General features: G+C 67.4%; 13 protein-coding genes and 1 riboswitch. Of the genes, 8 read left to right on the top strand and 5 right to left on the bottom strand.

What is annotated here, in order from left to right:
- Window positions 1–163 precede the first annotated feature (163 nt).
- Entirely contained in the window at window positions 164–652 is a 489-nt protein-coding gene (locus QSJ19_RS06810) for a hypothetical protein (RefSeq protein WP_286319233.1), read from the top strand.
- A gap of 206 nt (window positions 653–858) precedes the next feature.
- On the opposite strand, the gene QSJ19_RS06805 is transcribed toward QSJ19_RS06810, so the two are convergent.
- Together QSJ19_RS06805 and QSJ19_RS06800 are read right to left on the bottom strand one after the other, a co-directional pair.
- Window positions 859–2,256 carry an FAD-dependent oxidoreductase gene (locus tag QSJ19_RS06805; protein ID WP_286319232.1) on the bottom strand — a complete coding sequence of 466 codons (1,398 nt, stop codon included), beginning with the start codon at window positions 2,254–2,256 and terminating at the stop codon, window positions 859–861.
- A gap of 169 nt (window positions 2,257–2,425) precedes the next feature.
- Window positions 2,426–3,466, bottom strand: coding sequence for an ABC transporter substrate-binding protein (locus QSJ19_RS06800; protein WP_286319231.1), 1,041 nt, complete (start codon window positions 3,464–3,466; stop codon window positions 2,426–2,428).
- Between the two features lie 105 nt (window positions 3,467–3,571).
- On the opposite strand from QSJ19_RS06800, the gene QSJ19_RS06795 reads away from it, so the two are divergent.
- From QSJ19_RS06795 to QSJ19_RS06785, 3 genes are read left to right on the top strand one after another with little or no spacing between them, the layout of a single operon-like run.
- Window positions 3,572–4,087: an Rv0361 family membrane protein gene (locus tag QSJ19_RS06795; RefSeq protein WP_286319230.1), complete on the top strand. Its 516-nt coding sequence runs from the start codon at window positions 3,572–3,574 to the stop codon at window positions 4,085–4,087.
- On the top strand, window positions 4,084–4,497 hold the full coding sequence (locus QSJ19_RS06790; protein ID WP_286319229.1) for a rhodanese-like domain-containing protein: 414 nt from the start codon (window positions 4,084–4,086) through the stop codon (window positions 4,495–4,497). The genes QSJ19_RS06795 and QSJ19_RS06790 overlap by 4 nt, the downstream gene beginning before the upstream one ends.
- On the top strand, window positions 4,461–5,693 hold the full coding sequence (locus QSJ19_RS06785) for an O-succinylhomoserine sulfhydrylase (RefSeq protein WP_286319228.1): 1,233 nt from the start codon (window positions 4,461–4,463) through the stop codon (window positions 5,691–5,693). Before QSJ19_RS06790 ends, QSJ19_RS06785 begins: the two co-directional genes overlap by 37 nt.
- 101 nt (window positions 5,694–5,794) lie before the next feature.
- On the opposite strand, the gene QSJ19_RS06780 is transcribed toward QSJ19_RS06785, so the two are convergent.
- A complete protein-coding gene (locus QSJ19_RS06780; protein WP_286319226.1) occupies window positions 5,795–6,751 on the bottom strand; it encodes an ERCC4 domain-containing protein in 957 nt (318 codons plus the stop codon).
- On the bottom strand, window positions 6,748–7,953 hold the full coding sequence (locus QSJ19_RS06775; protein WP_286319225.1) for an isochorismate synthase: 1,206 nt from the start codon (window positions 7,951–7,953) through the stop codon (window positions 6,748–6,750). Before QSJ19_RS06775 ends, QSJ19_RS06780 begins: the two co-directional genes overlap by 4 nt.
- 130 nt (window positions 7,954–8,083) lie before the next feature.
- Window positions 8,084–8,197, top strand: a riboswitch (SAM riboswitch).
- Window positions 8,198–8,214: 17 nt separating this feature from the next.
- Between QSJ19_RS06775 and QSJ19_RS06770 the strand changes: the two genes are divergently transcribed.
- A complete protein-coding gene (locus QSJ19_RS06770) occupies window positions 8,215–9,570 on the top strand; it encodes an aminotransferase class V-fold PLP-dependent enzyme (protein ID WP_286319224.1) in 1,356 nt (451 codons plus the stop codon).
- Window positions 9,567–10,025, top strand: coding sequence for a hypothetical protein (locus QSJ19_RS06765; RefSeq protein ID WP_286319223.1), 459 nt, complete (start codon window positions 9,567–9,569; stop codon window positions 10,023–10,025). Before QSJ19_RS06770 ends, QSJ19_RS06765 begins: the two co-directional genes overlap by 4 nt.
- 211 nt (window positions 10,026–10,236) lie before the next feature.
- Here the strand turns inward: QSJ19_RS06765 and alc are convergent, their stop codons facing one another.
- Window positions 10,237–11,220, bottom strand: coding sequence for an allantoicase (alc, locus tag QSJ19_RS06760; RefSeq protein WP_286319332.1), 984 nt, complete (start codon window positions 11,218–11,220; stop codon window positions 10,237–10,239).
- Between the two features lie 176 nt (window positions 11,221–11,396).
- Between alc and QSJ19_RS06755 the strand changes: the two genes are divergently transcribed.
- On the top strand, window positions 11,397–11,906 hold the full coding sequence (locus tag QSJ19_RS06755) for a MarR family winged helix-turn-helix transcriptional regulator (RefSeq protein WP_286319331.1): 510 nt from the start codon (window positions 11,397–11,399) through the stop codon (window positions 11,904–11,906).
- Complete coding sequence (locus QSJ19_RS06750) at window positions 11,903–13,612, top strand: MDR family MFS transporter (RefSeq protein ID WP_286319222.1); 1,710 nt, start codon at window positions 11,903–11,905, stop codon at window positions 13,610–13,612. Before QSJ19_RS06755 ends, QSJ19_RS06750 begins: the two co-directional genes overlap by 4 nt.
- Window positions 13,613–13,629 lie beyond the last annotated feature (17 nt).

Raw genomic sequence — 13,629 nt, 5'->3', positions numbered from 1 at the left:
CAAGGCTTGGCTTCCCCCGGTTTCCGGGCCGGGTCGACACATGTCTTTTGCATAACAAAAGAGATACGTACCTGTGAGCACGCTGTGCCGTGCGTAACGATTCGCTTGGTGTGGGTCGATACACCGACCAGAGAACACAACGCCGACAACGAAGGAGAGGTCGATGAAAGCATCGCTCAAGCGCGCAAGTGTGGCGGTCATGGCAACCGTCGGAATCGCTGCCGGCACCCTCGCCGGAACCGCGCCCGCACAGGCTGCGGCACCCGGTGACCTGCAGATCACCGGTGGTATCGAATGCCACTTCGGGCAGTGGGGGCAGCCCTGGAACAAGGCCTGGTACATGTACCGCTGGATGACGGTGAAGAACATCGGTGGCTCGACCATGCACAACGTGATCCTGAACGAGATCAACGGTGCATCGGTGCGCGTCAAGGAGCTCAAGCCGAACGCGACGATGTCCAAGTGGGATGCCAAGCAGAACCGCTGGGTGCGTCCGATCGAGACCCGCTGGTTCGGGTGCTTCCCGGCCACCATCTCGGGCTGGACGTTCGGCGACGAGGCCGAGAACATCACGAACAACTTCGGCTACTGGCAGAACTGGCGCAACCAGGAGAACCCGGGCACCACCAACCCGGCTCCGACGGGTAGCTGACGCACCTGACCCCGGAGGGTCGGCGGGAGGCGAGAGGACGCCTCGCCTCCCGCTCCCTCACCTGACAAAACGGCGACCGGATCACCGGTCGCCGTTTTGCTGTGGTCTATCCCACTGTCAGACTTTCGTCGCCGATGGCGAACTCGCCGACTGCGCCCCAGAATTCGCCGAGATCTGCGGGTCTCCCGCCGTCGGGCGTCGGGACCTCAGGCCGAGGGGCGGGAGACCTTGTGCGGCTCGGACGCGGCGATCATGTCCTCGCGCTCGACGACCTTGACGCGCTCACGACCTTCGGCGGCGCCGAGTGCGCGCTCGTGCTCGTCGAGGCGGTACCAGCCGTCCCATGTGGTGAACGGGATGCCCTTGCCTTCGAGCAGCTCGATGACGGCGTCCTCGGACGGGCGGCTCGGCGAGAGCAGCGCGTCGTTGGTCATGTCCTCGAGGATGCAGTCGACGGTCTCGTTGGCGTCGCCCTTGGTGTGGCCGATGAGGCCGACGGGACCGCGCTTGACCCATCCGGTGGTGTACATCCCGGTGAGGTGCTTGCCCGCGTCGAACACACGCCCGGCCTCGTTCGGGATGACGCCTGCCTGCTGATCGAAGGGGATCTTCGGCAGGTTGTCGGACAGGTAGCCGACGGCCCGGTAGACCGCGCCGAGTTCCCAGTCGGTGTGCTTGCCGGTGGGCTTGACGTTGCCGGTGCCGTCGAGCTGGGTGCGCTCGGTCCGCAGTCCGACGACCTTGCCGTCCTCGCCGAGGATCTCGATCGGGTTCTCGAAGAAGTGCAGGAAGAGCTTGTGGATCGCGCCCTGTTTGGGGTCGCGGATCGCGTAGTTCTCGATGATGGTCGCGACCTGATCGGTGATCTTGGATCCGCGACGCGCGACGGCCGAACCCTCGTCGTAATCGATGTCCTCGGGAGCGACGATGACCTCGATGTTCGGCGAGTGGTCGAGCTCCTTGAGCTCGAGCGGGGTGAACTTCGCCTGGGCCGGACCACGACGGCCGAACACGTGCACCTCGACGGCCTTGTTCGCCTTCAGGCCCTCGTAGACATTGGCCGGGATCTCGGTCGGCAGCAGCTCGTCGCCGGTCTTGGCGAGGACCCGCGCGACGTCGAGGGCCACGTTGCCCACGCCGATGACGGCGACCTTCTCCTGCTCGAGCGGCCAGGTGCGCGGGAAGTCGGGATGGCCGTCGTACCAGGCGACGAACTGCGCGGCGCCGTAGCTGCCGTCGAGGTCGACGCCGGGGATGTCGAGGGTGCGGTCGTCGGTGGCGCCCGTGGAGAACACGACGGCGTCGTAGAGGTCCTGCAGTTCCTCGAGAGTGATGTCGGTGCCGTAGTCGACGTTGCCGAGCAGACGGATCTGCGGCTTGTCGAGCACCTTGTGCAGTGCCGTGATGATGCCCTTGATCCGCGGGTGATCAGGTGCCACGCCGTAGCGGATGAGGCCGAACGGCGCGGGCATGCGCTCGTAGAGGTCGATGCTGACGCCACGATCCTTGGCGGTGTCGGACTTCATCAACGCATCGGCGGCATAGATCCCGGCGGGACCCGCACCGACGATGGCAACCCGCAAGGGGCGGCTGGTGTCACTCATGGAATGGGGTGCTTCCTGGCTCTCGTGGAACTGGCTCTCGTGACGACTCATGCGAGGAGCCGCGGGTGGTGCCGCGATTTGCGGCGCTATCCCTTCTACGGTAGGCGTTCTTCGTCCACCGCCAAAATCTCATGTGAGGATCACCTCACCTGAGAGTCGCCAGGTCGACTCAGTCGGACTTCTTCGCGGCGTCGGAGATCGGCCCGACAGACTGGTCGGCGACCCACGGCAGCGTCAGGACCGTCGGCACCGACATCGCGCTGCCGACCTGTTGATCGAGGTAGACCGCGCGGCCCTGGGTGACGAGCGGCAGTTTCGACCACGTCGCATCCTTCTTCAGCCGGTCGTTGGACCCCTCCCAGTCGACGGCGACCACCACGTCCACGTCGTTGAGGAGGTTCAGGTTCTCCGGCGAGATCTCGCCGTAGAAACCGCTGGTCAGTGCGGGCTTGAGCGAATCAGGGAACCGGAACCCGTAGTCGGACAGGGTCTGTCCGCGACCGTCCTCGGGACTGAAGATCGAGACCGCGCCGGTCGGCAGCCCGGACACCACGACGCCGGTCTTGCCCTCGAACTCCGGATGCTGCTTGCGGACCTCGGCGAGATCGCCCTTGGTCTCGTCGATCTTCGCCTGAGCGGCGTCAGGCAGGCCGACCGCACGTCCGATCTCGTTCGCCTGCACGTCCCAGGGGATCTGCCAGTTCGGGTACTCCTTGGGCCCGACGATCGTGGGCGCGGCCTTGCTGAGTACGTCGTACTGCTCTTGACTCGGTGCGGCGCCGATCGCGGTGACCAGGTCCGGGTTGGTGCCCAACGCCTTGGCGATCTGACCGCCGAATTCCTGTGCGACCTGCGGCAGGATCACCGGCTGGGCGTCGCCGAGCAGCTTCTCGTTCCACGGCGCCGACCGCTGCGTCGGGTCGGCGAACGGGGCGATGGTCGTCGGCGTGATCCCCAATGACAGGAGGGTGTCGGCGTCACCGACACCCATCGCGGCCACGCGTTTCGGGGCCGTCGAGATGGTCGTCGCACCGAATTTGTGGTCGACGGTCACCGGGATCGCGCCGGGTTCGGCGCTCGGCGCCGCGGACGACCCGCCGGTGTCCTCCTCGGGCGGGCTGCACGCGGCGACGGCGACCGTGGCCGTCGCAGCCATGGCCACCGCGGCCAGCCGCAGTGGATGGGGGAGTCGTGCTCGGGACAGGCGCATGGACGACCTCACGTCGGTGACAGTTACCCCACCCTTACCACTGACCGCGGGGTGACGTCGATGCCCGGGATCAGTGGTGCGGACGTGGTCGATAGACTCGCCGCCATGGCCAAGAGCGCAGGTGATCGCGACCGTGACCGGTCGGGATCGACCGATCCCCGGGAGGCGGACCCTGCCGACGGCCGGCGATCGTGGAAGGACGCGTGGCCGTTCCTGGTCGCGTTGGCCGTCGTCCTGATCGCCGCAGCGGGCATCGGCATCTCCTATCTGATTCGGCCCGCCGATGCACGGCTGAGCACCGAGGCGCAGGTCCAGCACGCGATCAACGACTCCTACACTGCTCGCAACGATCTCGACTACGCGAAGTACCGCGGCGTGACCTGCAGCGCCGGGCTGTCGTCGGACACATTTCCCGACGAGACGACGTTCCTCGACGAGAACCGGAGGTCGTTCGAGGCGAACGGGCACATCGTGATCCCGGAGATCACCGACATCGCCGTCGACGGTGACCGGGCGACCGCGAAGGTACATTGGCATTTCGACGAGAAGGCCGACCAGAAGCAGGTGGCCGACACGGTCGTGGTGCGTGAGGACGGGAACTGGAAGGTGTGTACGTCGTGAGCTACTCGGGAGACCTCACGCCGCAGCAGGCGTGGGAGAAGCTGGAGAACGATCCGAACACGGTCCTGGTGGACTGTCGGACGCGGGCCGAGTGGTCGTTCGTCGGTGTGCCCGACCTCGAGGTCATCGGCAAGCGGACGGTGTTCGTCGAGTGGAACACCTTCCCGGACGGGCGCCCGAACGAGGCGTTCACCGCGCAACTCCGTGAGGCCGGTATCTCCGACGAGAACGAGGTCATCTTCATCTGCCGGTCCGGTCATCGATCGATCGCGGCCGCGGAGGCGGCGACCTCGGACGGCATCGGCACCGCCTACAACGTGCTTGACGGATTCGAGGGTGGGCTCGACGAGAACGACCATCGTGGCACCAGCGGATGGCGTGCCCTCAACCTTCCGTGGCGGCAGTCGTGAGCAGGCAACTGCCCGAAGGGATTTCGCCGGATACGCGCGCGGTACGCGCCGGGCTGGACCGCTCGGGGTTCTTCGAGACCTCTGAGGCGCTCTACCTGACCAGCGGTTACGTCTACGACTCGGCCGAGGCTGCCGAACGCGCCTTCACCGGTGAGGACGAGCGATTCGTGTACTCCCGCTACGGGAATCCGACCGTCGCGATGTTCCAGGAACGACTGCGTCAACTCGAGGGTGCCGAGGCGTGCTTCGCCACCGCGAGCGGGATGGCGGCGGTCTTCGTCGCGCTCGGCGCACTGCTCAAGACGGGCGACCGTCTGGTGGCAGCGCGCAGCCTCTTCGGCTCGTGCTTCGTGGTGTGCAACGAGATCCTGCCCCGGTGGGGTGTCGAGACGGTCTTCGTCGACGGTGAGGATCTCGATCAGTGGGAGGCGGCGCTGTCGAAGCCGACCACCGCGGTGTTCTTCGAGACCCCGTCGAACCCGATGCAGACCCTCGTCGACGTCCGCGCGGTGACCGAGCTGGCACATGCGGCGGGTGCGCAGGTGGTGCTGGACAACGTCTTTGCGACTCCGCTCCTGCAGGGCGGGCTCGACATGGGTGCCGACGTCATCGTCTACTCCGGCACCAAGCACATCGACGGACAGGGGCGCGTGATGGGGGGCGCGGTTCTCGGGACCAAGGAGTACATCGACGGACCCGTGCAGACGCTGATGCGGCACACCGGCCCCGCGATGAGCCCGTTCAACGCGTGGACGATGCTCAAGGGCCTCGAGACGATGCGCCTGCGCCTCGACGCGTCGGTGTCGTCGGCGTTGCGGATCGCCGGGTTCCTCGAGGCCGACGACCGGGTGCGCTGGGTGAAATACCCGTTCCTGCAGTCACATCCGCAGTACGAGCTGGCCACGTCGCAGATGTCGGGTGGGGGCACCGTGGTCACCTTCGAGATCGCCGACCGCGACGGCGTCGACGGCAAGAAGCGTGCCTTCGAGGTGCTCAACGCCCTGCGGGTCGTGGACATCTCCAACAACCTCGGTGACTCCAAGTCGCTGATCACGCATCCGGCGACGACCACCCACCGCGCGATGGGACCGGAGGGACGCGCAGCGATCGGTGTCACCGACTCCGTCGTCCGCCTGTCCGTCGGACTCGAAGGTGTCGACGACCTGCTCGCGGATCTCGATCGCGCGCTGGGGTAGCCGGCCCTCCGGGACGCTCGCAGGCTCGCTCCTCGCCTGATCCCCGAGGTGCGAGGAGCGCAGCGACGAAGCCGCGAAGGGGCGAATCGCGCTGAGCGCCCTCAGCTTTCGCTTCGGTCGTTGCGCTTCTCCCACGCCTGACGTACCCGAGCGGGTATGCGGCCCTTGGCCGGGACCTCGATCCCGTGCGCGACGGCCCACGCACGGATCTCGGCGGGATGTGCCGACGGGCCTTCGAGATCGGCGACGACGATGTCGGTGCGCTGAGACAGCCGCCATTCGTGCAACACCGCGCCGAGCCACCGGTAGGTCCACTCCTCGGCCATCTTCCTGTTGTCGCAGAAAACGATCGGGACCCGCGGGAACCTGACCTGCGCCTCGGCGACGGCCTCGGCGAGCGTGGCACCCGCCACGTACTCGCGTTTGAACAGCGCGCTGTACGGCGCCTCGACCACCACCGCGGCCCGGTGCAGGCCGGCGAGATCGGCGAGTTGGTAGGTGAGCTTGCCCGACGTCAGCCCCGCGCTCAGGTCATCGATCGATTTGCGTTCGACGGCTCCGATGACGGTGTCGCCGTCGACGACACCGTAGTCACCCGCGGGCAGTTTCCGCCGTTCGATCGACGTCTGCTGATGGGTGAACCCGTACGCGTAGCGTTCCTGCGAATCGACCACGATCTCGAGCACCTGGCCGTGTGCCCGAGCCGTCGGCAGCGTGACGTTCGGCCGCGCCTGCTTGGCTGTCCGCCGCGATTGCCAGAAGATCATCTCGCGCCCGCGAGCACGTGTGAGGACGAACTGCGACCGGTTCTCGCGCCCTCGCTCGAGGACCAGGTCGATGGCGGCACCACGGCGCGCCACACTGCGCACGGGAAGCGTCTCGACGATGTCGGGGTCCGGCGGCCAGGTCTCGGCCCGGTGGCAGTAGATCTTGGTGGTGCGCGGCCACGTGTCCCGCACCTTGAGCACGATACCGTTGGCGCCGAGCGGTATTCGCACGATGTAGGGCAGCGACGAGTTCTCCTCCGGGTTACGCGCGATCAGGAAATCGTCGGTCATGCGTGCTCCAGGCCGAGGGCGTTGAACACCGTCCGCAGCTTCGCCGTGGTCTCGTCGACCTCGGCCTGCGGATCGGACTGCGCGACGATGCCGCCGCCCGCCCAGGTGCGCAGATGTCGGCGATCGGCCGACAGTTCGAGGCAGCGGATGGTGACCATCCACTCCCCGTCGCCCTGATCGTCGCACCAGCCGACCGCGCCACCGTACAGTCCGCGACATCCCTCGAACTCTCGGATGAACTGTGCGGCAGTGATACTGGGTGTGCCGCCGACCGCAGGCGTCGGGGTGAGCAGCAGTGCGAGGTCCAGGGCGGTCAGTGACTCGTCGCGCAGGACTCCCCGGATCGGCGTCGCCAGATGCCAGATCTCTCCGGTCGACCGGAGCTCCGGAGTGGTCGGGGCGTCGAGCTCGGAACACAGCGGGCCCAGCCGGTCTCGCAGATGATCGACGACGAACGCGTGCTCGCTCAGGTCCTTCGTCGACGTCATCAGTGCGTCCGCGGCGGCACGGTCGGCGACCGTGTCGGCCGATCGAGGAGCGGAACCGGCGTACGGCTGACAGGTCACCACACGACCGTGCTTGCGCACCAACGATTCCGGGCTCGCGCCGAGGAGCCACGCCGAGCCCGGTGCGGCGCCCCCGTCATCGGGTGTCTCTCCGATCCCTGAGGAACGGAGCTCGGGTGTCTCTCCGATCCCTGAGGAACGGAGCGCCAGCGGAGTGTCACGAAGGGCCCCCAGCTCCACCGCGAACGCATTGCTCTCCGAATTACCCTGCGCGAGAGCGCCGATCAACTCGCCGACATCGACCTCCGGTTCGACGCCGAGATCGACGGACCGGGCGAGCACGACCTTTTCGAGCCGACCGGAGGCGATCTCCGCGACGGCGCGGCCGACCCGTTCGCGGTGCTCGTCGGGATCGGGATGCGACGTCATCGCGCTGACACGCCGCGGCCGCCCGCGCACCCCATGCCATGGCTGATCGGACCGTGTCAGGGTGCTCGCCGACATCAGGGCCGCGGTGTCGTCGAGGTCGAAGGGCAGGGCGCCGACAACCGCCCGGACCGTGCCGTCCCGGAGTGCCTGTGCGGCGTCGCGGGCGTCGTCGAAGCGGCGCCCGACACCGTCGGCGATCACCGTCCCGGAGGGCCGTGACAGCACGAACACGGCCGATCCGAGCGAGTCACGGTCGGCGGCGGTCACACGTCCACGCTACTGCCCGACACACCCGGCGCGTCGACCGCCGGGCACCTCGAGATCGTTCACCCCGGGGGTTTCGCGCACGGTGAATCAAAATTGACACCCCGGCCGGCCGTGGGTGAATCTTGATGCGGGTCATGAGTGCCAGTGACAAGCCCCGGCTCGCTGGTCGGCAACCCTCCTCCGCGGTGGGGTGCTCCGGGTGACGACCCGGCCGTGTTCGAGGTGATCACGGCAAGTGCGGATTCCACAGGAGTATTTGTCATGACCGCTGTTCTCTCAGCACCGTTGCAAGCATCCGGCACCGACGCCGGCCACATCGAATCCTGCGTCGGTCCGGGCCTCGCGACGTCCACCGAATCGGCTGCCCGACGTCGTCGTATCGCGCCGCTCGCCCGTGTCGTCGGCGCCGACGAGTGCGTGCCGAGCGCAGCCGGTCCGCCGGTGCGGTACGCCAATCTCGACTACGCGGCGAGCGCACCGGCATTGGCGGAGGTGGCTGATGTCGTGCAGGGCTCGCTTGCCCAGTACGCAAGCGTGCACCGCGGTGCCGGCCATCTGTCGCAGGTCACCACACGTCGGTACGAGGCGGCACGCGAGGTCGTCCGACGCTTCGCCCGCGCCCGCGTCGACGACAACGTCGTGTTCACCCGTGGCACCACCGACGCGATCAATCTCGCCGCGCACGCCACTCGGGGCGACGTCGTCGTCCTCGACATCGAGCATCATGCGAACCTGCTGCCGTGGTGCGCGCCCGATCAGAGCGGTTCGTCGCGGGTGCGGGTCGTGCAGGCTTGCGACACCATCGAGGACACCCTGGTGGCGCTGGAGGCCGAACTCGCGTCGTCGCCGGCCGCGCTCCTCGCGGTGACCGCGGCGTCGAACGTCACCGGTGAGGTGCTGCCGATCGGCCGACTCGCTGCGGTGGCCCACCGGCACGGTGCCCGCATCCTGGTCGACGCGGCGCAACTCGTCGCCCACCGTCGGATCTCGATGGTCTCGCACGGCATCGACTACCTGGTCTTCTCCGGTCACAAGCTGTACGCGCCGTTCGGTGCCGGAGTTCTCGTCGGTCGCGCGGACTGGCTTGACGTCGCCACGCCCTACCTGGCCGGTGGCGGTGCGTCGGCGCAGGTCGCCATCGGGACCGACGACGAATCGGGCGCCGACGTCGCGTGGCACACCGGTCCGGCACGCCATGAGGCCGGATCGCCGAACGTCCTCGGTGCGATCGCGATCGCCGCGGCCTGTGAGGCCCTCGCCGATATCGGGTTCGAGTCCATCGGCCTGCACGAGGCGGAGCTGACCGCCCGGCTCGACGACGGCCTGGCCGGTCTCGCCGACGTCACCGCCCTGCGGGTGTTCGCCGACTCGACCGACCGCGTCGGCATTGCCGGCTTCGACGTCGACGGGCTCGCGCCGAGGGCCGTCGCCGAGCACCTGAGCTCCGTCGCGGGCATCGGGGTGCGGGACGGGAAGTTCTGCGCACATCCGTTGTTGAAGCGATTGGGCCATCCCGAGGGGGCCGTGCGCGCGAGCTTCGGGCTCGGCACCTGCTCCGACGACATCGACCGACTCATCGACGCCCTGACCGGGCTGACGAGAGCGAGGACAGCGTGACCATCGAGTTCGCCGCGCCGGCATCGGCCACCATCAGCATCGGACGCCCGCGTCTGCAGGTCGCCATCGCCGGAGACGCCGTGGCACAGTCGTTTCCGATCGTCGTCCGACGATCCACGCTGCGTGACGCGCAGCGTGCGCGGTCGCTGCTCCGGTCCGGCACGCACGACCAGGCCAATTTCTCCGTCGCGCTCGAGGTCGAGGCCGCCATCGCCCCGCATCCGGCGTCGGCGCGGGCCGCGGCGGGGGACCCGGCCGCGTCCGACGACGATGTGCCCGAGACGATTCGCTACATCGGTACACCGCGCGGTCTGGTGTCGCTGATCCGCGACATCTACGTCGCGGAGATCGCCGATGCCGTCATCATCGTGCCGATCGACGGTTCGGCCACCGAGTCGCGGGTGCGTGAGCAGGTGCTGCCGCAACTGGACGCGGCTCGCGGACGCGTCGCCTGAGCCACGGCGCCGCCCTGGGGCCGGCGGAAACGTGACCCCGGCCGGGGGAACGCGCCCACAAGCCGCCCGGGAAGTGGTGACCGCCCCCGAAATGCGCCCAGCGGATCTGCGTAGTCCCAGGTCGGACGGTCGAGCCGACATCCACACGCTCCGTGCGAGCGCATTGCCGGGGCGGATTCCCGGCCCGGACCCGAACCCGAGTTCGACGTGCTCAGGCCTCTCCGCGCTCCCACTGCTCGACAAGTGCGGCCTCGGCGTCATCGGTGAGGGTGCCGTAGAGCTTGAAGCGGGCCATCCCCCCGTCGGGGAAGATGTCGAGTCGGGCCTCGGTCATCGGACGGTCCATCTCGAGGACGAAGCGGTGGCGCGTGTCCGGCTGCAGGTCGGTGCGACCGAGTACGTCGAACCAGTCACCGTTCTCGCCGTCGCGGCCGCGGACCGTCGCGGAGCCGGGTGCGTTGCCGAGGAAATAGCTGGTGTCGAGTTCGACCAGGCTCACGGTGCTGCGACCGGCCAGCCGGACCTGCACCCAGTCGTTGCCCGAGTCACGCCGACGCGACGTCTCCCAGCCCTCGCCCATGTGCCGTGCACGTCCCGGCATCAGCAGGTTGTTGGGTGAGCCGTAGAACATGTTGGAGCAGGCGGTGATCAGGCCGCCGTTCTCGAGCGCGGCCAGGTCGAAGTGGCCGTAACGGAAGAAATGCGGGTCGGGCACGCCTCGTCCGTGCACACGGAACCGGGCGACGCCGCCGTCGGGATACATCGACAGCCGGACGTGCGTGAAGCGGTTCTTGGCATCGACCTTGAACGGATTCCGGGTGTCGCCGTCGACTGCCGATTTCTCGACGATGGGGAACCACTCGGTGTCGTCGAGCAGCTGACCGACCGAGGCCACGCCCTCGACGGCGGCCGCCTCCACCGAGATGAACGGTGGATAGTTGCCCTTGAACCACGACGTGTCGATGACGACCCCATAGACGACGCCGGGCGCCCCGAGTCGCACGATCGCCTGGTCGACACCACTCTCGCGTCGTCGGCGGGTCTCCCAGCCGTCGTACACCTGACCCTTGTGCCCGAACGTCGCCGGCTGATACTGCGCCGCCGGCGTCTTGATCAGATTCTGCGCCTCGGCGAAGAGATCGTCGTTCGTCCAGACCACCGCGCCACCCAGGTCGCGCAGGGCGAGGTCGGGCATCGATGTGAAATGTGGACGGTTGCCCGGGGTGTTCGGCGGCTGCGGGGTCACGAGTTCTGATCGTAGGTAGTCGTTTGCCTTTGTACGAATCCGCACGCATACTTGCGCACGGCAACTAATTGCAGCGTACAACTAATTGCAAAGAGAAAGTAAAGACATCTGTCGGGAAGGTGGGACTGCCGGTGCTCGATCAAGACGCGATCGATGACCTGTTCGACACGTTGATGCGGTTCGTGCGGATTCGGGAACGGGCCGTCCACACGACCTTCCGGACGTCCGAAGGTGAGTTCGAGACGGCCGCGTTCAAGGCACTCTTCCCACTCGCACGTGTGTCCATGCGATCTCGCGAGCTCGCCGAGGCGATGAACGCCGACCCGTCGACCGTCAGTCGGCATGTCGCGCAACTCGTCGACCTCGGTCTGGTCCGTCGGGAGGCCGATCCGGCCGACGGTCGGGCCACCATTCTCGTCATCACCGACGACGGGCGCGCCCGGGTCGCGGCGATGCGTGAGATGAGGCGCTCGACCATGGCGGATGCGATGTCGGAGTGGACCGACGACGAACTGCACACCCTGGTCCGGCTCCTCAACCGATTCGTCGACGCGGCCGACACGGCGCTCAACCCGGCCTGCGCAGCCCGCAGGCCGGACGCGCCCGCCGCGAAACTTGCGAAAGGACAGCAATGACAGACTCCTCGGCCGCCGCCGGACCGGTGGCGCACGACGACGTGGCCGGGGCAGGACTGACCCACCGTCAGATCCTGACGATCCTCGGCGGCCTCATGATGGGCATGTTCCTGGCTGCGCTCGATCAGACCATCGTGTCGACCGCGATCCGCACCATCGCCGACGACCTGCAGGGCTATGACATGCAGGCGTGGGTGACCACCGCCTACCTCGTGACCTCGACCATCGTCACGCCCCTGTACGGCAAGCTCTCCGACCTGTACGGACGGAAACCGTTCTTCCTGCTGGCGATCTCGATCTTCGTCGTCGGCTCGCTGCTGTGCAGTCTCGCCACGTCGATGTACGAGCTCGCGGCGTTCCGCGCATTCCAGGGTCTCGGCGCGGGCGGCCTGTTCACCTTGGCGCTCACCACGATCGGCGACATCGTGCCGCCTCGGGAACGCGCCAAGTACCAGGGCTACTTCCTCGCCGTGTTCGGAACGTCGAGTGTCCTCGGCCCGGTTCTGGGCGGTCTGTTCGCCGGGCAGGCCTCCATCCTGTGGGTGTCCGGCTGGCGCTGGGTGTTCCTCGTGAACGTGCCGATCGGCATCATCGCGCTGGGCGTCGTCGCCAAGGGTCTCAACTATGACCAGCAGAAGGGCGTCGGCGGCCGCACCGACTACTGGGGCGCCACCGCGTTGGCCGTCACCGTCGCGCCGCTGCTGATCGTCGCGGAACAGGGCCGTATCTGGGGATGGTCCTCGTCGTGGGCGTTGCTCTGCTACGCGATCGGCATCATCGGTCTCGCCGTGTTCGTCTGGATCGAGCACAAGATGGGCGACGACGCGCTGATGCCGTTGCGCGTCTTCAGGAATCCCGTGTTCGCGCAGGGCATCGTCATCTCGATGATCATCGGTGCCGTCATGTTCGGCGGTATCTCGATGCTGCCGCAGTACTTCCAGGTGCTGCGCGGATCGAGCCCGATGGTCGCCGGGCTGCAGATGTTGCCGATGGTGCTGGGCCTCATGTCGGGATCGATCGTGTCCGGCCAGCTGATCTCGCGCACCGGACGCTACAAGGTCTTCACCATCATCGGCTCGGTGCTGATCACCGTCGCCACATTCCTGCTGCACCTCGTGTCGACGAGTACACCGGTCTGGCTCGTCATGGCGATGGCGTTGCTGTTGGGCTTCGGGCTCGGCAACCTGATGCAGCCGATCACCTTGGCGATGCAGAACATCCTGCCGCCCAAGGACATGGGTCTCTCCACCGGCACCGCCACATTCTTCCGGCAGATCGGTGCGACGCTCGGTGTCGCAGTGTTCTTCTCTCTGCTGTTCTCGCTGATGGGCCCGAACATCAAAGAGGAGATGACCTCGGCCGCACAGCAACCGCAGTATCGGACCGCGGTTGTGCAGGCTGCGCAGAGCGACGACGGCCAGGTCAGCGGATTCGCGAAGTCGCTCATCGCCGCGTCGCAGAACCCGTCGGCCGCGTCCTCGTCGTCGGACAGCGTCATGAGCGACACCTCGGTGATCGAGAAGCTGCCGACCGAACTGTCACACCCGATCAAACAGGGATTCACCGACGCCATGGACAGCGTCTTCCTCGCGGTGTCGATCATGTCGCTTCTCGCGATCATCGGCACCATCACCTGGAAGGAACTGCCGCTGCGGCAGGGCAGGCCCATCGGTGAGGCGAAGGAGACGACGACCTCGTCGGCGTAGGGGAGGGCGCGTCGTCG

It is taken from the genome of Gordonia sp. ABSL11-1 (genome assembly GCF_030315685.1).
GTDB lineage: Bacteria > Actinomycetota > Actinomycetes > Mycobacteriales > Mycobacteriaceae > Gordonia.
Note: the sequence above shows the minus strand (reverse complement) of the source record. Positions and strands in the feature narration are given on the sequence as shown.

Coding starts and splice junctions, on each gene's coding strand:
- QSJ19_RS06795 (WP_286319230.1), top strand. CDS start 3,572: ATGGCCAAGAGCGCAGGTGATCGCGACCGTGACCGGTCGGGATCGACC.
- QSJ19_RS06750 (WP_286319222.1), top strand. CDS start 11,903: ATGACAGACTCCTCGGCCGCCGCCGGACCGGTGGCGCACGACGACGTG.
- QSJ19_RS06810 (WP_286319233.1), top strand. CDS start 164: ATGAAAGCATCGCTCAAGCGCGCAAGTGTGGCGGTCATGGCAACCGTC.
- QSJ19_RS06785 (WP_286319228.1), top strand. CDS start 4,461: ATGGCGTGCCCTCAACCTTCCGTGGCGGCAGTCGTGAGCAGGCAACTG.
- QSJ19_RS06780 (WP_286319226.1), bottom strand. CDS start 6,751: ATGACCGACGATTTCCTGATCGCGCGTAACCCGGAGGAGAACTCGTCG.
- QSJ19_RS06770 (WP_286319224.1), top strand. CDS start 8,215: ATGACCGCTGTTCTCTCAGCACCGTTGCAAGCATCCGGCACCGACGCC.
- alc (WP_286319332.1), bottom strand. CDS start 11,220: ATGCCCGACCTCGCCCTGCGCGACCTGGGTGGCGCGGTGGTCTGGACG.
- QSJ19_RS06805 (WP_286319232.1), bottom strand. CDS start 2,256: ATGAGTGACACCAGCCGCCCCTTGCGGGTTGCCATCGTCGGTGCGGGT.
- QSJ19_RS06800 (WP_286319231.1), bottom strand. CDS start 3,466: ATGCGCCTGTCCCGAGCACGACTCCCCCATCCACTGCGGCTGGCCGCG.